We start from the raw sequence: 21,485 nt of genomic DNA on the forward strand, positions 1-21,485 counted from the left end.
TGCGCCACGCTAGTCACAACTCGATAACGGTCCCGCGCGGCGCGCGCGAGGAACGCGACCGGCGTGTCGGCCGGACCCGGTGTCGCGCACGGTGCGTGACCGGAAGGTCGCCGAGGCGCGTCGGAGGATCGGCCTGATCGCGGCGCGTGGCAGCATGCGGAGTCATGCGCATCGGCACCGTTCGCCGCGGCCGGGCACAGGAGACGGGGCCCGGCGTCGCCGGCACCGTCCGCCTGGACCGCCGCACCAAGAACCTGACGAAGCGACTGCGCCCCGGCGACATCGCCGTCATCGACCACGTCGACATCGACCGGGTGAGCGCCGACGCGCTCGTCGGGTGCAAGGTGGCCGGGGTCGTCAACGCCGCGCCCAGCATCTCCGGCCGGTACCCGAACCTGGGTCCGGAGATCCTCATCAACGCCGGCATCCCGCTGCTCGACGACGTCGGCAAGGACGTGTTCGCCAAGCTCAAGGAGGGCGCGACGGTCCGCCTCGACGGCGACCAGCTCGTCACCGAGGACGGCACGGTCGTGGCCGAGGGTGCCGCGCACGACACCGACACGGTGGCGGCCGCCATGGCCGACGCCAAGGCCGGTCTGTCGGTGCAGCTGGAGGCGTTCGCCGCCAACACCATGGAGTACATGAAGCGCGAGCGCGCGCTCCTGCTCGACGGTGTCGGCGTCCCCGACGTCACCACGTCCATCGAGGGCCGGCACGTGCTCGTGGTCGTCCGCGGCTACGACTACAAGGAGGACCTGCACGCCCTCCGCTCCTACATCCGCGACTACCGCCCGGTCCTCATCGGCGTCGACGGCGGCGCGGACGCGCTGGTCGAGGCCGGCTACTCGCCCGACATGATCATCGGCGACATGGACTCGGTGAGCGACGACGTCCTGCGCTCCGGCGCCGAGGTGGTCGTGCACGCCTACGCCGACGGCCGCGCCCCGGGCCTGGCCCGCGTGCAGGACCTGGGCGTGGAGGCCATCACCTTCCCGGCCGCCGCCACCAGCGAGGACATCGCGATGCTGCTCGCCGACGAGAAGGGCGCCACGCTCATCGTCGCCGTCGGCACCCACGCCACCCTCGTGGAGTTCCTGGACAAGGGCCGCGGCGGCATGGCCTCGACCTTCCTCACCCGCCTGCGGCTGGGCGGCAAGCTCGTCGACGCCAAGGGCGTCAGCCGGCTCTACCGCAGCCGCATCTCGACCACCGCACTCGTGATCCTCGTGCTCGCCGCCCTGCTCGCCATCGGATCGGCGCTGGCCCTCTCCGCGGCCGGGCGCGTCTACCTGGATCTGCTGCTCGACCAATGGAACAGCTTCATGTTCTGGCTGGAGAACCTCTTCTCGTGATCGACTTCCGCTACCACCTGGTCTCGCTGATCGCGGTCTTCCTGGCCGTCGCGCTGGGCATCGTCATCGGCACGACCGCGCTCAACGAGCCGATCCTGGCCGACATCGAGAACCAGGTCGCCGATCTCGAGCAGGACAAGCGGGCCCTGGAGGACCGCACCCGGGAGCTGCAGGCTCAGCTGGACACCTCCGTCGAGTTCGAGCAGGCCGTGGCCCCCGCGCTGGTCGAGGGCACCCTCACCGACCGCACCGTGCTGCTCGTCCCCACCAACGACAGCGTCACCGCGGAGACGGTGGAGACGATCACCGCCCTGGTCGGCCAGGCCGGCGGCTCGGTCAGCGGCGTGGTGCGGCTCGAGCCCGAGTACAGCGACCCGGCGACCGGCGCGGCGCTGCAGAGCTACGTCACCGGATCCGGCCTTCCCGCGGGGGTGCAGCTGCCCGAGAGCGGCGACGCCGACGCCCTGGTGGCCTCGCTGCTGGCGCAGGTCCTGATGATCCCGCCGGGCGGGGCGGCCCCCGACACCGCGGCGGTCTCCTCGGTCCTCGCCGGCCTCAGCTCGCTGGACGTGCTGATCCCCGAGGGCGCCTCCGTCTCGCCCGCCGACCACGCGGTGCTGCTCACCGGCAGCGGCTTCACCGGCGACGACGCCGAGCGCCGCAACGCCGCCCTGGTCGAGCTGGCCACCGCGCTGGACGCCCAGGGGCAGGGCGCCGTCGTGGCCGGCGACGCACCGTCGGCCCGCCCGAACGGGCTGATCGGCGTCGTCCGCGCCGACCCGACGCTCGCCGCCGCCGTCTCCACCGTCGACAACGTCGGCACGGTCGTCGGCCGGATCAGCGCCGTCCTGGCGCTCGGTCAGGAGTCGCAGGGCACGTCGGGCAAGTACGGGACCGGCGAGGACACCCAGCCGGTGCCGCCGGTGCCCGCTGCCGCGCAGTGAGCGGCCGGCGCCCCGCGCTGCTCGCGCTCGCCGGTGCGGGGGCGGCGCGCGCCGCCCTCGCGGGCGCCGCCGCGCTGACGGCCCGACCCGCCGGTGCGCCGTGGCGGCGGACCAACTACGCCGGCCGCCCGGTCAGCCTCCTCGGCGGCCCGGCGCTCGCGCTCTCGGCCACGGCGGGCGCGGTACTCGGTGCCCCGCCCGGCACCCGGGCCGCGGCCGCCGTCGTCGGCACCGTGTCCGGCCTGGTGGGCGGCTACGACGACCTCGCCGGCGCCCGACCGGAGCAGTCCCGGGACAAGGGGCTGGCCGGGCACCTGCGGGCGCTGCGGGAGGGCCGGGTCTCGGCCGGCGCGGTGAAGGTGGCCGGCATCGGTGCGGCCGCGGCCGCCGCCGCGGTGCTGACCCGCGGTCCGGGCCGGGGGACCGGCGCCCTGGCCGACGGCGTCCTCACCACCGGCCTGGTCGCCGGGACAGCCAACCTGCTCAACCTGCTGGACCTGCGCCCCGGGCGTGCGGCCAAGGCCGCGGCGATCGCCGCGGTGGCCGGTCTCGGCGGGCCGGCCGGCGGCCTGGTCGCCGGGCCGCTGGGGGCGACCGTCGCGGTGCTGCCCGACGACCTCGGCGAGCGGATCATGCTGGGTGACTGCGGCGCGAACGCCCTCGGCGCCCTCCTCGGCCTGCGGCTGGCCGGGGCGCCGTCCCGGGGCGCCCGCGCCGGTGCGCTGGTCGTGATCACCGGGCTCACCCTGGCCAGCGAGCGGATCAGCTTCACCCGCGTCATCGAGGCCACCCCCGGCCTCCGGGAGCTGGACCGCCTCGGTCGCCTGCGCCCGTGAGTGCCCGGCAGGTGGCGCGCGGGGTGGCCGGAGCGGCCGTCCTGATCGCCGGGCTCACCGTCCTGGCGCGGCTGGCCGGCTTCGGCCGCACGCTGGTGTTCACCAACACGGTGGGTCCCGGCAGCACCGGTGACGCCTATCTGGCGGCCAACAACGTCCCGAACATCGTCTTCGAGGTCGTCGCCGGCGGGGCGCTGGCGAGCCTGGTGGTGCCGATGCTCGCCGGCGGCATCGCCACCGGGGACCGCGAGCAGGTGCGGCGCACGGCGTCGGCCCTGCTCGGCTGGACCCTGCTGCTGCTGGTCCCGCTGGCGGTCCTGCTGGCCGTGCTCGCCGAGCCGATCGCCCGGCTGCTGCTCGGCGGCGGCGACGAGGCGGAGGTGGAGCTGGCCAGCCGGTTCCTGCTGGTCTTCGCGCCCCAGGTGGTGCTCTACGGGATCGGCATCGTGCTCACCGGCGTGCTGCAGGCGCACCGGCGGTTCGCCGGGCCCGCGCTGGCGCCGCTGCTGTCCAGCGTGGTGGTGGCGGGGACGTACCTCGTCTTCGCCGCGATGGGCGGGGAGGGGGACGTGACCGCGCTGTCCACCCCGGCCGAGCTGGTCCTCGGCGTCGGGACGACGCTCGGCGTGGCGGCCCTGAGCCTGAGCCTGCTGCTGCCCGTGCGCGGGCTGCGCCTGGGGCTGCGGCCCGCGCTGCGCTTCCCGGTCGGCGCCGCGCCCCGGGTGCGCCGGCTCGCCGTGGCCGGCGTGCTGACCCTCGCCGGGCAGCAGCTGGTGGCCGCCGTCGCCATCCGGCTGGCCAACGACGGCGCCCCCGACGGCACCCAGGTGATCTACGCGGCCGGCCTCACCGTCTTCCTCCTGCCCTGGGCCGCCCTCGCCGTCCCGCTCGCGACGTCGGCCTATCCCGGGCTGGCCGAGCGCGCGGAGAGCGGCGACGAGGCCGGCTACCGCCGCGCGCTGGCGCCGGTCACCGTGCTCACGGTGGCCGCGGCCGCCGTCGCCGCCGCCGCCCTGGTCGCGATCGCCGGGCCGATGGCGCGCGTCTTCCTGGGCTCGGGCACCGACGCCCAGGTGGCCGCGCTGCGGGACACCATCGTGGCCTTCGCCCCGGGGCTGCTCGGCTACGGGCTGGTGGCGCTGCTGACCCGCGCGCTCTACGCCCGGGGGCTGTGGAAGGCCCCGACCGTCTGCGTGCTCGGTGGCTGGCTGCTCGCCGTCGTCGCCGACGTCGTCCTCGCCCGGGTGCTGCCCGTCGAGGACCGCGCGCTGGCCCTGGGCCTGGGGCACACGCTGGGCGTCACCGTCGCCGGCGCCGGTCTGCTGCTGGTGGTCGCCCGGGTGGCCGGCCGGCCGGCGCTGGCGGGGCTGGCCCGCACCGGCAGCGTGGCGCTCCTGGCCGGCGCGCTGGGCGGTGCGGCCGGGCTGTGGCTGGCCCGCGCGCTGGGTGCGGACCCGGTGCCCGACGGCGGGCTGCTCGGCACGCTCGGGGCCGGGATCCTGGCCGGGGGCACCGTGCTCGTCGTGGCGCTGGCCGTCATGATGGGGACGGCCCGCGCGCACCTGGTGGGGGCGTTCCGGGAGTTGCGGTCGACGGGCGAGCAGGAGGTACGCAGTGGCTGAGCCGGCCCTGCGGGACCGCCGGATCACCGAGGTGCTGGCCACCAGCACCGGCGGGGTCGGCACCCACGTGCGCTCGGTGCTGCCGACTCTCGTCGCCGCCGGCGCCGCCGTCGGCGTCTGCGGCCCCCGGGCCACCGACGAGCTGTTCGGCTTCTCCGGCCGGGGCGCCGGCTTCACCCCGGTGGAGATCTCGGCCGGGCTCGCACCCGCGGCCGACGCCCGGGCGGTGCAGGCGCTGCGGCGCGCGCTGGCCGGCAGCGACCTGGTGCACGCCCACGGCCTGCGGGCCGGCCTCGTCGCCGCGGCCGCGCGCCGGCTGGGCGCCCCCTCGGCCCGGCTCGTGCTCACCCTGCACAACGCGCTCCCCGAGGGCGGCGGGCTGCGCCGGCGGGTGCTGGAGCAGGCGGAGCGGGCCACCGTCCGCGCCGCCGACGTCGTGCTCGCCGCCTCGGCGGACCTGGCGGAGAACGCCCGGCGGCTGGGCGCCCGGGACGTGCGCCTGGCCCCGGTGTCCGCGCCGCCGCTGCCGGCGGCCGGCCGCGCGCCCGGTGCCGTCCGCGCGGAGCTCGGGCTCGTCGACGACCGGGCGCTGGTCGTGGCGGTCGGCCGGCTGCACCCGCAGAAGGGCTACGACGTGCTGCTGGACGCGGTGGCCCGCTGGTCGGCCGACCAGCGCCTGCGCCCCGCGCCCCTGGTGGTCGTCGCCGGCGACGGGCCGCTGCACGACGAGCTGGCCGGCCGGATCCGGGCCCAAGGGCTGCCGGTGACCCTGCTGGGCCGGCGCGACGACGTCGCCGACCTGCTCGCCGCCGCCGACCTGTGCGTGCTGCCCTCGCGCTGGGAGGCCCGATCCCTCACCGCCCAGGAGGCCCTGCGCGCGGGTGTGCCGCTGGTGGCCACCCGCACCGGCGGGCTCCCCGAGCTGCTCGGCACCGCCGCCGAGCTGGTGCCGGTCGGCGACCCGGCGGCGCTGGCCGAGGCCGTCGTGCGGGTGCTCTGCGACAGCGCGCACGCCGCCGAGCTCGCCGAGGCGGGGCTCCGGCAGGCGGCGAGCTGGCCCGACGAGGAGGGCACGGCCGCGCAGCTGGTCGAGGTCTACCGCGAGCTGCTGGGAACGCCGGCCCGGCCCGGCGCATGACCGGCCCGGCCGTGCGGACGGCGCGCCGGGCGGCCGCCCTCCTGGCGCTGGTGGGGCTCCTCCTGGTGGGCCTGCCGGCCGGGGCGGGGGCGCGAGCGCAGGCGGACCGCCACGCCGCCGACCACGTCGTGGTGGTGGGCGTGCCTGGCCTCACCTGGGCCGACCTCGACCCGGGCACGACCCCGCAGCTGTGGGCCCTGGCCGAGGAGTCGGCCATCGGGGCGACCTCGGTGCGGGCCGCCCGCTCGACCAGCTGCCTGCTCGACGGCTGGGCGACCCTGGGCGCGGGCAACCGGGCGCGCTTCCCGGGGACGGACGAGGGCCTGCCACCGGTGCCCGTACCCGAGGGCACGGACGAGTCCGGGGACGCCCCGGTGCGCGACGCGGAGGACGCGGGCGACGGCGAGGAGCCGGCGGACGAGGAGCCGCGGCTGGACACCTCGCTCACGCACTGCGGCCTGCAGGAGCGGGTGGCCGGGGTGGCCCTGGGCGATCCGCAGGCCACCGTCGCGCGGATCGCCGAGGACGAGGGCACCGTCCGCTTCGGCGCCGAGCCCGGGGCGCTGGGGGAGGCGGTCGGCTGCGCCGCGGTCGTCGGCCGGGCCCCCGCCCTGGCGGTCGCCGCGCCGGGCGTGCCGCTCGCCGCGGCGCCCGCCGTGCCGGGGGAGCCGGAGGAGCTGACCGAGCTGCTCGGCGCCTGCCCGCTGGGGCTGATCTCCCTCGACCAGCTCACCGATGCCGGCGCGCCCGGGGCCGAGCCCACCGACGACGGCACCCGGCCCGAGCCGCGGGCCGCCGCGCTGGGCCGGATCGACGAGGCGCTGGAGCGCGTGCGCGCCGCCGTCGACGCGCTGCCGGGGAACACCCTGCTGCTGCTCGCCGGCATCTCGGAGGTCAACGACGGCCGTCCCCAGCTGCACGTCGGGATGGCCCGCGGCCCGGGGTTCGAGGAGGGGTGGCTGACCTCGGCGAGCACCGGTCGGGCGCCGTTCGTGCAGCTGATCGACGTGGCGCCGACCGCCCTGCGCGCCCTCGGCATCGCGCCGCCGCCGTCGATGAACGGGCAGCCGTGGCGGAGCACGGGGGAGCGGCCGGCCCTGGCCGAGGCGGTCGCCGAGCTGGAGCGGGTCAACACCGCGGCGATCACCCACCACCGCAACACCGGCGGCTTCTTCTGGACCTTCGTGCTCGTCGGCGCCGCGGTCGTCGGGCTGGGGATCCTCGTGGTCGCCACCGGCCGGCGGGGGCGGCCGCCCGGCACCTGGCCGGCGGCCGGGCGGGCGCTGCGGCTGTTCTGCCTGGCGGCGGCCGCGCTGCCCGTGGCGACCTACCTGGCCGGGATCGCGCCGTGGGAGCGGGCCGGGGCGCCGCTGGCCGCGCTCGTGGCCGCCGTCGTCGTCGCCGACCTGCTCGTGGCGGCCGTCGCGGCCCTGGGCCCGTGGCGGCGGCGCCCGCTGGGCCCGCCGCTGGTGATCCTGGCCATCACCCTCGGCACCCTGGTCGCCGACGTGCTCATCGGCTCGCCGCTGGAGCTGAACGGGCCGCTCGGGTACGACGCGGTCGTCGCCGGGCGGTTCACCGGCTACGGCAACCTCACCTTCGGGTTGCTGTCGGTGAGCGCGCTGACGGTCACCGCCGCCCTCGCCACGGCGGTGGGCCGGCGGGCCGCCCCGGAGCGGCGCGCGTCCCGCACCGGGGCGGTGGTCGTAGGCGCCGGGCTCCTCGCCGTCGTCCTCATCGGTGCGCCCCCGCTCGGCCGCGACTTCGGCGGGGTGCTGGCGGCCCTGCCCGGGTTCCTGCTGCTGGCCATGCTGCTGGCCCGGGTGCGGGTCACCGTCGTCCGGCTGGTCGCGATCCTCGCCGCCGCCGTCGTCGCCGTGGGGACGGTCGCGGTCCTGGACTGGCTGCGCCCGGCCGGTGAACGCACCCACCTCGGGCGCTTCGTCGAGCAGGTCCTCAGCGGTGAGGCGTGGACGGTGGTGAGCCGGAAGGCCGCGGCCAACCTCGGCATCCTGCTCGGCAGCCCGCTGGCCTGGATGCTCCCGGTCGCGCTCGTGGCCGCCGTCTGGCTGCTGCGGCCCGGCGGTCCGCTGCGCACCTCCGCGGACCGGCCCGGTGCCCCGCCGCGGGGGCCGGCCGGGCTGTCCCCGGCCGACACCGCCGTGCTGCGGTCGGCGCTGCTGGCCGTCGCGCTGAGCCTGACCATCGGCGCGGCGGTGAACGACTCCGGCGTGGCGCTGCCCGCGACGGCGGCCGCGCTGCTGGTCCCCCTGCTGGTGTGGCTGGCGGTCGTCCCCTCCGCCGGGGCCCCCGGGACGGGGGAGACGCCGGGTGGCGCTCCCCACTCCGGTCCGGCGGACGGCGCCGACCGTGTTACGGTCGTCTCCCGTGGGTCGACCGTCTGGAACACGTGATCTCGGGCTCTTGCGCAACTCCCAGCCGACGAAGTTCGTCTTCGTCACCGGCGGTGTTGTGTCCTCTCTCGGCAAGGGGTTGACGGCCAGTTCGCTGGGCGCCCTCCTGGCCAGCCGTGGCCTGCGGGTCACGATGCAGAAGCTGGACCCCTACCTTAACGTCGATCCCGGGACGATGAACCCGTTCCAGCACGGCGAGGTGTTCGTCACCGAGGACGGCGCCGAGACCGACCTGGACGTGGGGCACTACGAGCGGTTCCTGGACATCGACCTGTCGGGCCGGGCCAACGTCACCACCGGCCAGGTGTACTCGGACGTGATCGCCAAGGAGCGGCGCGGGGAGTACCTCGGCGACACGGTGCAGGTCATCCCGCACATCACCAACGAGATCAAGGCCCGGATCATGGCCGGCGCGGAGAGCGCCGAGCGCGTGGACGTGGTGATCACCGAGATCGGTGGCACGGTCGGCGACATCGAGTCGCTGCCCTTCCTCGAGGCCGCCCGCCAGGTGCGGCACGAGATCGGCCGGGACAACTGCTTCTTCCTGCACATCTCGCTGATCCCCTACATCGCGCCGTCGGGCGAGCTGAAGACCAAGCCGACGCAGCACTCGGTCGCCGCGCTGCGCAGCATCGGCATCCAGCCCGACGCCCTGGTCTGCCGCTCGGACCGGGAGATCTCCGAGGGCCTCAAGCGCAAGATCAGCCTGATGTGCGACACCGACGCCGAAGGGGTCATCTCCTGCCCCGACGCGCCGTCGATCTACGACATCCCGAAGGTGCTGCACCGCGAGGGCCTCGACGCCTACGTCGTCCGCCGGCTGGGCCTGCCGTTCCGGGACGTCGACTGGACGGTGTGGGGCGACCTGCTGGACCGGGTGCACGCGCCCAAGCAGACGGTCACCGTCGCGCTGGTCGGCAAGTACATCGACCTGCCCGACGCCTACCTCTCGGTCACCGAGGCGCTGCGGGCCGGCGGCTTCGCGCACCGCAGCCGGGTGCAGATCCGCTGGGTCCCCTCGGACGACTGCGAGACCCCCGAGGGTGCGGAGAAGGCGCTCGCCGGCGTCGACGGCGTCTGCATCCCCGGCGGGTTCGGCGTCCGCGGCATCGACGGCAAGCTCGGCGCCATCCGGTACGCCCGGGTGAACGGCGTCCCCACGCTGGGGCTGTGCCTGGGCCTGCAGTGCATGGTCATCGAGTACGCCCGCGACGTGGCCGGCCTGGAGAAGGCCAACTCGGCGGAGTTCGACCCCGAGACCCCCGACGCGGTCATCGCGACCATGGCCAGCCAGGTCGACGTCATCGCCGGTGAGCGCGGGCTCGGCGGCACCATGCGCCTGGGCAGCTACCCGGCGGCCCTGCAGCCGGGCTCGGTCACCGCCGCCGCCTACGGCGCCACCGAGATCACCGAGCGGCACCGGCACCGCTACGAGGTCGCCAACGCCTACCGGGACCGGCTCACCGACGCCGGGCTGGTGTTCTCCGGCACCTCGCCCGACGGCCTGCTGGTCGAGTTCGCCGAGCTGCCGCGCGAGGTGCACCCGTTCTTCGTCGGCACCCAGGCCCACCCCGAGCTGAAGAGCCGCCCGACCCGCCCGCACCCGCTCTTCGCCGCCTTCGTGCAGGCGGCCGTCGACTACCAGGAGGCCGCCCGGCTGCCGGTGCCGGTCGACGAGGCCGAGAAGGTCGGTATCTGAGCAGTGGACGACGAGCCGGCGCCGCACGAGTACCGCGTCCTCGCCACCGAACCGGTCTACGAAGGCCGGGTCATCCGGCTGGCCAAGGACACCGTGGCCATGCCCGGCGGCGGGGACAGCGTCCGCGAGGTGGTCCACCACCCCGGCGCCGTCGCCGTCGTGGCGCTCGACGACGAGGGGAACGTGGTGCTGCTGCGGCAGTACCGGCACCCGGTCGGGAACTACCTCTGGGAGCTCCCGGCCGGCCTCCGGGACGCCGACGGCGAACCGCCCCTGGAGACCGCGAAGCGGGAGCTCGCCGAGGAGACCCGGCTCGCCGCCCAGCGGTGGTCGCTGCTGACGACGCACTACAGCAGCCCCGGGTTCTGCGACGAGATGGTGCTGGTCTACCTGGCCGAGGGGCTCAGCGACGTCGACCGGCCCGAGGGGTTCACCGTCGAGCACGAGGAACTGGACATGACCGTCGAGCGGGTGCCGCTCGGCGACGCCGTCCAGCGGGTGTTCGACGGCGACATCCGGAACGCCGCCGCGGTCGTCGGGCTGCTCGCCGCGGCGCAGGCGCGGGCCACCGGGCCGCGGCTGCGACCGGTCGACGCCACCTGAGCCGGACCGCCGCTCAGCCGAGCGTCGCCGGAGCCGGGGTGGCGCCGCTGCCGGGAGCGGCGCCCGCCCCGGGCGGGCGCAGCCCGAGGCGGCGCAGCTCCAGCCCGGCCAGCTCCCGCGTCGCGGCCGGATCACCGGAGCGCCACGCGGCGCCGGTGCCCGGCGGCAGCGCCGCGAGCAGGGGCAGGGGCGCGGTCGCGGCCGCCCGCAGCGCCAGCATCTCCAGGTCGGCGCCGGAGGTCCGCAGCCGGGTGGCCGCCGCCGCGTCGCGGGCGTAGCGCAGCCGCCAGGGCAGCCAGCGCAGCAGCAGCCAGCCGACCGGCAGCAGCACGAGGGCGACGGCCAGGATCGTCGCCAGCGTCTCGACGGCGTCCTGCACCGACCGGCCGGCGCCGCGCACCGAGCCGCTGGCGCCGGCGAGCGCGCCGAACGGCGCGGCCAGCTCCTCCCCGACGAGCGGCACGCCCTCGGCGGCGGAGGCGGCCGAGGTCATGGACCCCGACACCGACCGGCCGAGGTCCTCGACCGCGCGCCCCGGCTCGGCCAGCAGCAGGACCGCTCCGTGCGCGGCCCGCGCCACGAGGACCCACAGCACCGTCCACGCCAGGATGCCCACGTCGGCGGCCAGCTGGCGCGCCCGGAGGGCGGGGTGCTCGGCGTAGCAGCGCATGGGCGGTCCTCCGGGAAGACGGGTGGGGTGCCCCGTCATCGTGGATCAGCGCCGCCGCCCCGGCAGCACGGCGGCCGGCCCGCACGCGGGGGCGCGGAACGGTCACGAATCGGCGCACGGCCCGGGACGGGGACGGCGGGCGTGCCTACACTCCGGCCGAGGCCCGCCCCCGACCGGGCGGCCCACGACGCGGTGGGGTGTCCCGTCACGCTCGGGAGCGGCCTGCCGGGACCAGGAGTGAGTCGATGCGGGTCGGGGTTCCCCGAGAGGTCAAGAACCGGGAGTACCGGGTGGCGCTCACCCCTGCCGGGGTGACGGAGCTGACGCGGGCCGGGCACACGGTGCTGGTCGAGCAGCACGCGGGCGAGGGGTCCTCGATCCCCGACGCCGACTTCGCCGCCGCCGGCGCGCGGATCGTCGCCTCCGCCGACGACGTGTGGGCCGACGCCGACCTGCTGCTCAAGGTCAAGGAGCCGGTGGCCGAGGAGTACGGCCGCCTGCGCGCGGACCAGACGCTGTTCACCTACCTGCACCTGGCCGCGTCGAAGGAGTGCACCGACGCCCTGGTCGCCTCCGGCACGACCGCGATCGCCTACGAGACGGTGCAGACCGCCGACGGCGCGCTGCCGCTGCTGGCGCCCATGTCGGAGGTCGCCGGCCGCATGGCGCCGCAGGTCGGCGCGCACTGCCTGGAGCGGGTGCACGGCGGCCGCGGCGTCCTGCTCGGTGGCGTCTCCGGGGTGTACGCCGCCACGGTGGTCGTCATCGGTGCCGGGGTCTCCGGCATGAACGCCGCGGCGATCGCGCTGGGCATGCAGGCCGAGGTGGTCGTGCTCGACCGCGACATCGACAAGCTGCGCGCCGCCGACCGCATCTACCAGGGGCACCTGCAGACCGTGGCGTCGAACGCCTACGAGGTCGAGCGGGCGGTGCTGGACGCCGACCTGGTCATCGGCGCGGTGCTCGTGCCCGGGGCCAAGGCGCCCACCCTGGTGAGCAACGAGCTGGTGTCCCGGATGCGGCCCGGCTCGGTGCTGGTCGACATCGCCGTCGACCAGGGGGGCTGCTTCGAGGACAGCCGGCCCACCACCCACGACGAGCCGACGTTCCGCGTGCACGACTCGGTGTTCTACTGCGTGGCGAACATGCCCGGTGCGGTCCCCAACACCTCCACCCACGCGCTCACCAACGTGACGCTGCCCTACGTGATGGCGCTGGCCGCGGAGGGCACCGCGGCCGCCGTCCGGCGCGACCCGGCGCTCGCGCACGGGGTGAACGTGGTGGCCGGTCAGGTGGTCCTCCCGGAGGTGGCCGAGGCCCACGGCATGGCTGCCGCCCCCCTGCAGGAGGTGCTCCCCTGACGAGCGCGCTGTCCGCCGGTCCCGACCTCGAGCGGGTCGTGACCGGGTACCTCGACCACCTGACCGTCGAGCGGGGCCTGGCGGCCAACACCATCGCCTCCTACCGGCGGGACCTGCGGCGCTACACCGCCTACCTGGCGGCCGCCGGGGTCAGCGGCCTGCGGGAGGTCGCCGAGTCCGACGTCGCGGGCTTCCTCGGCGCGCTGCGCCGGGGCGACGACGACCACCCGCCGCTGTCGGCGACCTCCGCGGCCCGCGCCGTCGTGGCGGTGCGCGGGCTGCACAGGTTCGCGCTGCTCGACGGGCTGGTGCCGGACGACGTCGCGCACGAGGTGCGCCCGCCCACGCCGGCCCGGCGGCTGCCGAAGGCGGTCTCGGTGGAGGCGGTGGTGGCGCTGATCGAGGCCGCCGGGGCGCTGGAGGGCCCCCGCGGGCTGCGCGACCGGGCGCTGCTGGAGGTGCTCTACGGCACCGGTGCGCGCATCTCCGAGGCGGTGGGTCTCGCCGTCGACGACCTCGACCGGGGGCAGCGCACCGTCCGGCTGGCGGGCAAGGGCGGCAAGGAGCGGGTGGTGCCGGTCGGCAGCTACGCGCTGCGGGCCGTCGAGGAGTACCTGGTGCGGGCGCGCCCCGCGCTGGCGGCCGGCGGTACGGCCGGCGTGCGGGGTGGCGCACTGTTCCTCAACGTGCGCGGCGGGCCGCTCTCCCGGCAGAGCGCGTGGTCGATCCTCCGGACGGCGGCGGAGCGGGCGGCCGGGGCAGGTGGGCTGGACCCGGCGGCGATCTCCCCGCACACCCTGCGGCACTGCTTCGCGACGCACCTGCTCGACGGCGGCGCCGACGTCCGCGTCGTCCAGGAACTGCTCGGCCACGCGTCGGTGACGACCACGCAGGTGTACACGCTGGTGACCGTGGACCGGCTCCGCGAGGTGTACGCCACCAGCCATCCCCGCGCCCTGACCTGACATCGCCGATGCCCACAGTTCGGCAGAACCTGTTCCCGTTTCGGCTTGAGCAGTCACACTGGTTGGCATTCGTCGCCATGTCGACACGTCGACGGCGTGCCGCCTTGGGAACCTCTGCCCACCTCCTTAGCGTCTGTTCCACCCGAGCGGACAGGACGGCTGACCGCGCACCCGGAACGTCCGGACCGGGCACGAGCTGGAGGCGACAGACCCATGGCGATCCGAGCGGACGCGGCCTCGGCCGTCGCGCGCCCGCACGACACCGACCCCGAGATGGGGGCGGCCGCGCTGCGACTGGACCCGGCACGGGCGCGTCAGCGCCCCCTGCCCGACCCCAAGCCGCTGACCCAGCACGGCCCCGCCCGCGTCATCGCGATGTGCAACCAGAAGGGTGGCGTCGGCAAGACGACGTCGACCATCAACCTCGGTGCCGCGCTGGTCGAGTTCGGCCGCAAGGTGCTGCTCATCGACCTCGACCCGCAGGGCGCGCTCTCGGTGGGGCTGGGGGTGCCGGCGCAGGCCATGGACCGGACCATCTACAACGCCCTCATGGAGCGGCGGACCACGCTCCGCGACGTCCGGGTGGCCACCGACATCCCGGGCCTGGACCTGGTGCCCAGCAACATCGACCTCTCCGCCGCGGAGGTTCAGCTGGTCAGCGAGGTCGCCCGCGAGCAGACCCTGCTGCGCGTGCTCGCCGACGTCGTCGACGAGTACGACTACGTCCTCATCGACTGCCAGCCCTCCCTGGGCCTGCTAACGGTCAACGCGCTCACCGCCGCCCAGGGCGTGGTCATCCCGCTGGAGTGCGAGTTCTTCTCCCTGCGCGGGGTGGCCCTGCTCGTCGACACGATCGACAAGGTCAAGGAGCGGCTCAACCCGTCGCTGGAGATCAACGGCATCCTCGCCACCATGTACGACTCCCGGACCGTGCACTGCCGGGAGGTGTTCAGCCGGGTCGTCGAGGCGTTCGGCGACACCGTCTTCCAGACCGTCATCCAGCGCACCGTGCGGTTCCCGGAGACCACGGTCGCCGGGCAGCCGATCACCACGTGGGCCCCCACGTCGACGGGCGCCGCGGCGTACCGCGACCTCGCCAAGGAGGTGCTGGCACTGTGATCGAGCGTGCGAGATCGCTCACGGGCGCAGCGACGCACGTCATGCTGCCGACGAGCGCCGAGGCGGTGTCGGCATGACGCGCCGGCCCGTCCTCCCCGGTGCCTCGGAGCTGTTCCGCCGCACCGACACCGCATCGGCCGCCGAGGTGACCGAGCTGCCCAGCCTGCCGACGCCGGCGAGCTCCCCGGCGCTGCGCAGCGCCCGTCGCAGCGGCGAGTCCGCCGCCGAGGCGGCCGCCTCGCTGACCCTCGTCCCGGGGGGCGCGCAGCCGTCCGACGACCTCGCCGCCTTCCGCGGCGCGGCTCCGGAGCCGGCGCCGGCGCCGGTCCTGCAGCCGAGGGTCGCCACGCGTGGGCGGCCGGCCCGGGGCCGCGCGGAGCGGACCAAGCACGACGAGAAGATCACCGTCTACATCTCCGCCGACGAGCTGCTGGCCCTGGAGTCCGCCCGGCTGACGCTGCGCGCCCACCACGGCGTGGCCGCCGACCGCGGCCGGATCGTCCGCGAGGCGATCTCGGTGCTGCTGGCCGACCTCACCGAGCGCGGCGAGGACGCCGTCCTGGTCCGCCGCCTCCGGGGGAAGTGAGCGGCGGCCGCCTACCCTCGGCGACCGTGGACGAGGAGACCGGAGCGGCTCCGCCGGCCGATCAGGCCGGCGGGGCCGCTCCGGCTCGTTTCACCGTCAGGCTCACGAACTTCGAGGGCCCGTTCGACCTGCTGCTGCAGCTGATCGGCAAGCACAAGCTCGACGTCACCGAGATCGCGCTGTCGACGGTCACCGACGAGTTCATCGCGCACCTGCGGGCGCTCGGCGACGAGCTCGACCTCGACCAGGCCAGCGAGTTCCTGGTGGTCGCCTCCACGCTGCTCGACCTCAAGGCCGCCCGGCTGCTGCCGGCCGCGGAGGTCGACGACGAGGAGGACCTGGAGCTGCTCGAGGCCCGCGACCTGCTCTTCGCCCGGCTGCTGCAGTACAAGGCCTACAAGCAGGCCGCCGCGTTCCTGCGGGACCGCGAGACCGAGGCGGCCCGGCGGTTCCCCCGGGCGGCGGGGCTCGAGCCGCGGTTCGCCGAGCTGGTGCCGGAGGTCTCGCTGGACCTCACACCCGAGCAGTTCGCCGCCCTGGCCGCGAAGGCGCTGGCGCCCAAGGTGCCCGAGACGGTGAGCGTCTCCCACCTGCACGCGCCGCCGGTGAGCGTCGCCGAGCAGCTGCTGCTGGTGCGCAACCAGCTGGTCCGCGCGGGCACGGCCAGCTTCCGCGGCCTGACCGCCGACTGCGGCCACACCCTCGAGGTGGTGGCCCGGTTCCTGGCGCTCCTGGAGCTGTACCGGCAGCAGCGCGTGGTGTTCGAGCAGCTGACCCCGCTGGGCGAGCTGCACGTGCGGTGGACCGGCGACGCCGTCCCCGACCCGGCCGGTGCGCCGGCCACCGATGCCGACGAGGAGTACGGGTGACCGACGAGCGCCCCGACCACGACCGCGCCCCCATCTCCTGGGACGCGCTCGCCGCCGAGCTGGCCGCCACCCGGGAGGAGGCCACCCGGCGCGGCGACGACGACCCCGCCGCCTGGGACGCCGTCGCCGCCGAGCTCGCCGCGCGGGTCGCGGAGCGCCCGGTGGAGGAGCAGCCGGTGCCCGCCGTCCCGGCCGAGGACGAGCCGGCGCCGGCCCGGGAACCGGAGCCGGTGCCCGCGCCGGAACCCGAGCCGCTGGAGCTGCTCGACCCGGCCGAGCTGCTCGGCGGCCTGGAGGCGCTGCTGTTCGTCATGGACGACCCGGTGGACGAGGGCACGCTGGCCGCCGCGCTGCGCTGCCCGCCCGACCAGGTGCGCGCGGGGCTGGCCGAGCTGGCGGCCGGCTACGACCAGCGGTCGGCCGGCATCACGCTGCGCCGGGTGGGGGAGGGGTGGCGGCTCTACACCCGCGCGGAGCACGCCGCCGTCGTCGAGCGGCACCTGGTGGACGGCCAGCGCAGCCGGCTCACCCAGGCGGCCCTGGAGACCCTCGCGGTCATCGCCTACCGGCAGCCGGTCACCCGCGCCCGGGTGTCGGCCATCCGCGGCGTCGGGGTTGACGGCGTCATGCGCACCCTGATCGCGCGCGGGCTGGTGCACGAGGTGGGCAGCGATCCCGACAGCGGTGGCGGGCTGTACGCGACGACGCCGCTGTTCCTCGAGCGGCTGGGGCTCACCGGCCTCGACCAGCTGCCCGCGCTGGCTCCGCTGCTGCCGGAGACCGCCACCGTGCTCGACGAGCACCCCGACGCCTGACCGCGGCGGCGCGGCGGGGCGCGGTCCCGGCAGGTGGGAGACTGGACGGCGATGAGCGACGCGAACCGGAACGACGAGAGCACCACCGCAGCCAGCGACGGCTGGTCCGAGGACATGGAGCTGGCCCCGGCGCACCCGGGTGACCGGCCCGCCGCCGACCCCTCCGACGACCGGCAGGGGGAGCGGCTGCAGAAGGTGCTGGCCCGGGCCGGTGTCGCGTCGCGCCGCGTGGTCGAGGACATGATCGACGCCGGCCGGATCGCGGTGAACGGCGCGCAGGTGCGCGTCCAGGGCATGCGGGTCGACCCACACCACGACAAGATCGCCGTCGACGGCGTGCGGTTGGAGATCCGGGACGACCGGGTCACCTACGCGCTGAACAAGCCGCCGGGCGTGCTCACCGCGATGAGCGACGACCGGAACCGCCCGACCGTCGGCGACATGGTGGGTGACCTGGCCAAGGGCCTGGTCCACGTCGGCCGGCTGGACCAGGACACCGAGGGGCTGCTGCTGGTCACCAGCGACGGCGAGCTGGCCCACCGCCTGGCGCACCCGAGCTACGGGGTCCGCAAGACCTACCTGGCCCAGGTGTCGGGGTCGGTGCCCCGTGACCTGGCCAAGCGGCTGCGGTCGGGCATCGACCTGGAGGACGGGCCGGTGAAGGTCGACTCGTTCCGGGTGGTCGACACCCACGCCGGCCAGTCGGTGGTCGAGGTCGTCCTGCACGAGGGCCGCAAGCACATCGTGCGCCGGTTGCTGGCCGCGGTGAACCTGCCGGTCTCCCGGCTGACCCGCACCGCGGTCGGCCCGATCGAGCTGCGGGCCATGCGTTCGGGCTCCATCCGCAAGCTCAGCCGGCAGGAGATCGGCGCCCTCGAGGAGCTCGTCGGGCTCTGAGGGGGGACCGGATCCACCGGGCGCGCATCCAGGCCGGGAGCGGAGGTGCGGCGAGCGCCTCGGCGACGGGTCCGGAGGCCCCGCACGGTGCCGCGGGGCAGCGAGCGGAGGCGTGGTGGCGGGGGCTCCTTAGACTCGACCGAGGCGCCCGGGCACCGGTGTGCCGACGGAGCCGCCCGGTCGTGCCCTCCGCCCGCGCGCAGCGGGCGGTCGGCGGACCGACCGCCGCGGCACCGGAGCCTGAGCCGAGGAGGAGAGCGCATGGCCGTCCGAGCCATCCGGGGAGCCACCCAGGTCGATGCCGACGACCGGGACCAGGTGCTCGTGGCGACCCGCGAGCTGGTCGCCACGGTCATGGAGCGCAACCAGCTGCGCGCCGATGACCTGATCAGCATCCTCTTCACGGCCACGCCCGACCTGGTGTCGGAGTTCCCGGCGCTCGCCGCACGCGAGCTGGGCCTCGGGGACGTGCCGCTGATGTGCGCCACCGAGATCGCCGTGCCGCACGCGCTCCCGCGCGTCCTGCGGCTCATGGCGCACGCCGAGGTCGACACCCCGCGCGCCGAGATCCACCACGTCTACCTGCGGGGCGCGGCCGCGCTCCGCCGCGACATCGCCCAGTGAGCGAGCACCGCAGCGAGGTCCCGCCGGGGCCGCCCTGCGCCGGCAGTGCGATGAGAGTGCCCGGGAACCCGGGCACGGAGAGCAGTGAGTGAGCAGATGACATTCCGAGGCCAGGTGACCCTGGACGGACCGTCGGGCACCGGCAAGTCCAGCGTGGCGCGCGGCGTCGCCGCCCGCCTGGGCGCCGACTACCTCGACACCGGCGCCATGTACCGGGCGGCCACCGTCGCGGTGCTCGACGCCGGGGTCGACCCCGCGGACGTCGACGCCGTGGCCCGCACGGTGGCCGCGGCCCGCATCGAGGTCGGCACCGACGCCGCCACCGAGACCGTCCGGGTCGACGGCGCCGACGTCGCGGCCCGCATCCGGGGCGCCGAGGTCACCCGCTGGGTGTCCGCGGTGTCGGCGGTGCCGGCCGTCCGCCGCCAGCTGGTCGACCAGCAGCGCACGCTGGTCGCCTCGGCTCCCGCGGTGGTCGTGGAGGGGCGGGACATCGGCACCGTCGTCCTGCCCGGGGCGACGGTGAAGATCTACCTGACCGCGGCCCCGGAGGCCCGCGCCCGGCGCCGGGCCGCCCAGCTGGGCATCGCCGAGCCGGCCGAGATCGCCGCGCTCGCCGAGGACCTGCGCCGCCGGGACGAGTTCGACAGCAGCCGCGCCGACAGCCCGCTGCGGCCGGCCGACGACGCCGTCGTCGTCGACAGCACCGAGCTGGACCAGCAGGGCGTCGTCGAGCGGGTCGTCGCCCTGGTCGACGCCGCGGTGCCGGCGGGGGAGCGGGCATGACCGAGGAGAGCACCGGGCCGCTGCCCGTCGTCGCCATCGTCGGCCGGCCCAACGTCGGCAAGTCGACGCTGGTCAACCGCATCCTCGGCCGCCGCGCGGCCGTCGTGCAGGACACCCCCGGCGTCACCCGGGACCGCATCGCCTACGAGGCGCTGTGGAACGGCAAGCGGTTCACCGTGGTCGACACCGGTGGGTGGGACCCCAAGGCCGCCGGGCTCGGGGCCGCCATCACCCGGCAGGCCGACTACGCGATGAAGACCGCCGACGTCATCGTCTTCGTCGTCGACAGCCAGGTGGGCGCCACCGAGACCGATCTCGCCGCCGCCCGCGTGCTCCGCCGCAGCGACCGGCCGGTGATCCTGGTGGCCAACAAGGTCGACGACGAGCGCAGCGAGGCCAACGCCGCCGAGCTGTGGTCGCTGGGCGTCGGGGAGCCGCAGGCGGTCAGCGCGCTGCACGGCCGCTCCAGCGGCGACCTGCTCGACCTCATCCTCGACGCGATGCCCGAGGCGCCGCGCGAGCAGGAGGAGGAGGGCGGGCCCCGCCGCGTGGCGCTGGTCGGCCGGCCGAACGTCGGCAAGTCCAGCCTGATCAACCGGCTGGCCAAGGAGGAGCGCTCGGTCGTCGATTCCGTCGCCGGCACCACCGTCGACCCGGTCGACTCGATCGTCTCCCTCGGCGGCGAGGACTGGCGGTTCGTCGACACCGCCGGGCTGCGGCGCAAGGTGAACACCGCCAGCGGGATGGAGTACTACGCCAGCCTGCGCACCGAGGCCGCCATCCAGGCCGCCGAGGTCTGCGTCGTCCTGCTGGCCGCCGACGAGGTGATCAGCGAGCAGGACCAGCGGGTCATCACCCAGGTCGTCGAGGCCGGCCGCGCGCTGGTCCTGGCCTTCAACAAGTGGGACACCCTCGACGAGGACCGGCACGCCCAGCTCGAGCGGGAGATCGATCGCGACCTCGCGCACGTGAAGTGGGCGACGCGGGTCAACATCTCCGCGTCCACCGGCCGCGGCGTGGGCAAGCTGGCCGACCACCTCCGCGCCGCGATCGCGTCGTGGGAGACCCGCGTGCCGACGGCGGAGCTGAACACGTTCGTCCGCGCGCTGGTGCAGGAGACGCCGCCGCCGGCGCGTGGTGGGCGTGCTCCGAAGATCAAGTACGTGACGCAGGCCGATGTGCGGCCGCCGCGGTTCGTCGTCTTCTCCACCGGGTTCCTGGAGGCCGGCTACCGCCGGTTCCTGCAGCGCAAGCTGCGCGAGCAGTGGGGCTTCCAGGGCACCCCGGTCGAGATCTCGGTGAAGGTGCGCGAGGGCCGGGAGAAGGACGGCAAGCGCGGCTGACCACCGTCGAGGCGGGCGACGACCGTGCGGTAATCTTCCGGAGCGGTCGTCGCACCGCCGGGGGAACCCGGCGCACGGACGGCGCGCGGGCTGTAGCGCAGCTTGGTAGCGCACTTGACTGGGGGTCAAGGGGTCGCAGGTTCAAATCCTGTCAGCCCGACAGAGCAGGTACAGGGGCCGTTCCGGAGAGATCCGGGGCGGCCCCTGCCGCATGCCGGGGTCAGTTCGTGGAGACCGTCTACCGCGAGGCCTGACCGATCGGCGTCAGCACGAACAGGGCCTCGGCCTCGGCGCAGACGCGGTCGCCGTCGCGGAGGACGCCGGTGACGAAGCGCTTGCGGCCCTCCGCCCGGATCAGCGAGCCCTCGACCGCCAGCTCCGCCCCGGCCGGTGTGAGGCTCCGGTACGCCACGTTCAGGTACGCGGTGCGCGGCAGCTGCCGGGTGCCCCCGGACGCCAGCCGTCCGAGGAGCTCGTCGAAGACGATCGACAGCGCGCCGCCGTGGACCGCGCCCACGCCTACGTGGAAGCGGCCGAAGACCACCCGGGCCCGGAGGCGGACCTCGTCGACCTCGTCGACCTCCGGGACCGGTACCAGCGTGTGCCCGCGGCCGGGGGCACGGTCCAGCCGGCCGGCCAGCTGGGCCAGCGGGTCGACGGCCCACGGCCGCAGCAGCTCGGCGGCCGCCCGCAGGTGCGCCACCGCCGCGTCCGAGACCTCCGGCGGCGGTACCGCCGCGGCCACGCGGTCCTGGAGGTCGCGGAGCCCGTCGGACAGGGCCAGGTACCGCCGCACCGTTCCGGGGGCGAGCCTGGGCTGCGCCTGTTCCGCCTCCATGCCG

20 protein-coding genes and 1 tRNA gene are annotated in these 21,485 nt (G+C 75.8%); 19 read left to right on the forward strand and 2 right to left on the reverse strand.

Features of this window, described 5'->3' with window-relative positions; translation table 11 throughout:
- Nucleotides 1–164: 164 nt before the first annotated feature.
- The 8 genes from steA to ACI790_RS13390 are packed head-to-tail and all read left to right on the forward strand — an operon-like array spanning nt 165 to nt 10,608.
- Nucleotides 165–1,352: a putative cytokinetic ring protein SteA gene (steA, locus tag ACI790_RS13355; protein ID WP_456570258.1), complete on the forward strand. Its 1,188-nt coding sequence runs from the start codon at nt 165–167 to the stop codon at nt 1,350–1,352.
- Nucleotides 1,349–2,296 carry a copper transporter gene (locus ACI790_RS13360; RefSeq protein WP_456570259.1) on the forward strand — a complete coding sequence of 316 codons (948 nt, stop codon included), beginning with the start codon at nt 1,349–1,351 and terminating at the stop codon, nt 2,294–2,296. Before steA ends, ACI790_RS13360 begins: the two co-directional genes overlap by 4 nt.
- Entirely contained in the window at nt 2,293–3,132 is an 840-nt protein-coding gene (locus tag ACI790_RS13365) for a hypothetical protein (RefSeq protein ID WP_456570260.1), read from the forward strand. The genes ACI790_RS13360 and ACI790_RS13365 overlap by 4 nt, the downstream gene beginning before the upstream one ends.
- On the forward strand, nt 3,129–4,754 hold the full coding sequence (gene murJ, locus ACI790_RS13370; protein WP_456570261.1) for a murein biosynthesis integral membrane protein MurJ: 1,626 nt from the start codon (nt 3,129–3,131) through the stop codon (nt 4,752–4,754). Before ACI790_RS13365 ends, murJ begins: the two co-directional genes overlap by 4 nt.
- Complete coding sequence (locus ACI790_RS13375) at nt 4,747–5,892, forward strand: glycosyltransferase family 4 protein (protein WP_456570262.1); 1,146 nt, start codon at nt 4,747–4,749, stop codon at nt 5,890–5,892. The genes murJ and ACI790_RS13375 overlap by 8 nt, the downstream gene beginning before the upstream one ends.
- The gene (locus ACI790_RS13380; protein ID WP_456570263.1) at nt 5,889–8,306 is read left to right on the forward strand and encodes a hypothetical protein; all 2,418 of its coding nucleotides are present in this window, start codon (nt 5,889–5,891) and stop codon (nt 8,304–8,306) included. The genes ACI790_RS13375 and ACI790_RS13380 overlap by 4 nt, the downstream gene beginning before the upstream one ends.
- Nucleotides 8,307–8,316: 10 nt before the next feature.
- Nucleotides 8,317–10,005: a CTP synthase gene (locus tag ACI790_RS13385; RefSeq protein WP_456570264.1), complete on the forward strand. Its 1,689-nt coding sequence runs from the start codon at nt 8,317–8,319 to the stop codon at nt 10,003–10,005.
- A 3-nt stretch (nt 10,006–10,008) separates the two neighbouring features.
- Nucleotides 10,009–10,608, forward strand: a complete 600-nt coding sequence (locus ACI790_RS13390; RefSeq protein ID WP_456570265.1) for an NUDIX domain-containing protein — start codon at nt 10,009–10,011, stop codon at nt 10,606–10,608.
- A gap of 13 nt (nt 10,609–10,621) precedes the next feature.
- On the opposite strand, the gene ACI790_RS13395 is transcribed toward ACI790_RS13390, so the two are convergent.
- Entirely contained in the window at nt 10,622–11,278 is a 657-nt protein-coding gene (locus tag ACI790_RS13395) for a hypothetical protein (RefSeq protein WP_456570266.1), read from the reverse strand.
- A 245-nt stretch (nt 11,279–11,523) separates the two neighbouring features.
- On the opposite strand from ACI790_RS13395, the gene ald reads away from it, so the two are divergent.
- The 11 genes from ald to ACI790_RS13450 all read left to right on the forward strand — a co-directional run bounded on the left by ald (nt 11,524) and on the right by ACI790_RS13450 (nt 20,803).
- Nucleotides 11,524–12,639, forward strand: coding sequence for an alanine dehydrogenase (ald, locus tag ACI790_RS13400; protein WP_456570267.1), 1,116 nt, complete (start codon nt 11,524–11,526; stop codon nt 12,637–12,639).
- 38 nt (nt 12,640–12,677) lie between these two features.
- Entirely contained in the window at nt 12,678–13,604 is a 927-nt protein-coding gene (locus ACI790_RS13405; RefSeq protein ID WP_456570268.1) for a site-specific tyrosine recombinase XerD, read from the forward strand.
- Between the two features lie 213 nt (nt 13,605–13,817).
- The gene (locus tag ACI790_RS13410) at nt 13,818–14,723 is read left to right on the forward strand and encodes a ParA family protein (protein WP_456570269.1); all 906 of its coding nucleotides are present in this window, start codon (nt 13,818–13,820) and stop codon (nt 14,721–14,723) included.
- Between the two features lie 73 nt (nt 14,724–14,796).
- A complete protein-coding gene (locus ACI790_RS13415) occupies nt 14,797–15,309 on the forward strand; it encodes a hypothetical protein (protein WP_456570270.1) in 513 nt (170 codons plus the stop codon).
- 26 nt (nt 15,310–15,335) lie between these two features.
- Nucleotides 15,336–16,178 (forward strand): segregation and condensation protein A, encoded by an 843-nt coding sequence (locus tag ACI790_RS13420; protein ID WP_456570271.1) that lies wholly within the window; start codon nt 15,336–15,338, stop codon nt 16,176–16,178.
- Complete coding sequence (gene scpB, locus ACI790_RS13425; protein WP_456570272.1) at nt 16,175–16,993, forward strand: SMC-Scp complex subunit ScpB; 819 nt, start codon at nt 16,175–16,177, stop codon at nt 16,991–16,993. Before ACI790_RS13420 ends, scpB begins: the two co-directional genes overlap by 4 nt.
- A gap of 51 nt (nt 16,994–17,044) precedes the next feature.
- Complete coding sequence (locus ACI790_RS13430; RefSeq protein WP_456570273.1) at nt 17,045–17,890, forward strand: pseudouridine synthase; 846 nt, start codon at nt 17,045–17,047, stop codon at nt 17,888–17,890.
- Nucleotides 17,891–18,151: 261 nt separating this feature from the next.
- On the forward strand, nt 18,152–18,514 hold the full coding sequence (gene aroH, locus ACI790_RS13435) for a chorismate mutase (RefSeq protein WP_456570274.1): 363 nt from the start codon (nt 18,152–18,154) through the stop codon (nt 18,512–18,514).
- A gap of 96 nt (nt 18,515–18,610) precedes the next feature.
- Nucleotides 18,611–19,300: a (d)CMP kinase gene (cmk, locus tag ACI790_RS13440; RefSeq protein ID WP_456570275.1), complete on the forward strand. Its 690-nt coding sequence runs from the start codon at nt 18,611–18,613 to the stop codon at nt 19,298–19,300.
- A complete protein-coding gene (der, locus tag ACI790_RS13445; protein ID WP_456570276.1) occupies nt 19,297–20,643 on the forward strand; it encodes a ribosome biogenesis GTPase Der in 1,347 nt (448 codons plus the stop codon). The genes cmk and der overlap by 4 nt, the downstream gene beginning before the upstream one ends.
- Nucleotides 20,644–20,729: 86 nt before the next feature.
- Nucleotides 20,730–20,803: transfer RNA gene (locus tag ACI790_RS13450), tRNA-Pro, on the forward strand.
- A gap of 78 nt (nt 20,804–20,881) precedes the next feature.
- Here the strand turns inward: ACI790_RS13450 and ACI790_RS13455 are convergent.
- Entirely contained in the window at nt 20,882–21,481 is a 600-nt protein-coding gene (locus tag ACI790_RS13455) for a PaaI family thioesterase (protein WP_456570277.1), read from the reverse strand.
- Nucleotides 21,482–21,485 lie beyond the last annotated feature (4 nt).

The sequence above is a fragment of the Blastococcus sp. SYSU DS0539 genome (genome assembly GCF_054050855.1).

Excerpts from the sequence above, each read along its gene's own strand:
- ACI790_RS13430 (WP_456570273.1), top strand. The coding sequence starts at position 17,045 with ATGAGCGACGCGAACCGGAACGACGAGAGCACCACCGCAGCCAGCGAC.
- cmk (WP_456570275.1), top strand. The coding sequence starts at position 18,611 with ATGACATTCCGAGGCCAGGTGACCCTGGACGGACCGTCGGGCACCGGC.
- der (WP_456570276.1), top strand. The coding sequence starts at position 19,297 with ATGACCGAGGAGAGCACCGGGCCGCTGCCCGTCGTCGCCATCGTCGGC.
- ACI790_RS13415 (WP_456570270.1), top strand. The coding sequence starts at position 14,797 with ATGACGCGCCGGCCCGTCCTCCCCGGTGCCTCGGAGCTGTTCCGCCGC.
- aroH (WP_456570274.1), top strand. The coding sequence starts at position 18,152 with ATGGCCGTCCGAGCCATCCGGGGAGCCACCCAGGTCGATGCCGACGAC.
- ACI790_RS13380 (WP_456570263.1), top strand. The coding sequence starts at position 5,889 with ATGACCGGCCCGGCCGTGCGGACGGCGCGCCGGGCGGCCGCCCTCCTG.
- steA (WP_456570258.1), top strand. The coding sequence starts at position 165 with ATGCGCATCGGCACCGTTCGCCGCGGCCGGGCACAGGAGACGGGGCCC.
- ACI790_RS13410 (WP_456570269.1), top strand. The coding sequence starts at position 13,818 with ATGGCGATCCGAGCGGACGCGGCCTCGGCCGTCGCGCGCCCGCACGAC.
- ACI790_RS13395 (WP_456570266.1), bottom strand. The coding sequence starts at position 11,278 with ATGCGCTGCTACGCCGAGCACCCCGCCCTCCGGGCGCGCCAGCTGGCC.
- ACI790_RS13455 (WP_456570277.1), bottom strand. The coding sequence starts at position 21,481 with ATGGAGGCGGAACAGGCGCAGCCCAGGCTCGCCCCCGGAACGGTGCGG.
- ald (WP_456570267.1), top strand. The coding sequence starts at position 11,524 with ATGCGGGTCGGGGTTCCCCGAGAGGTCAAGAACCGGGAGTACCGGGTG.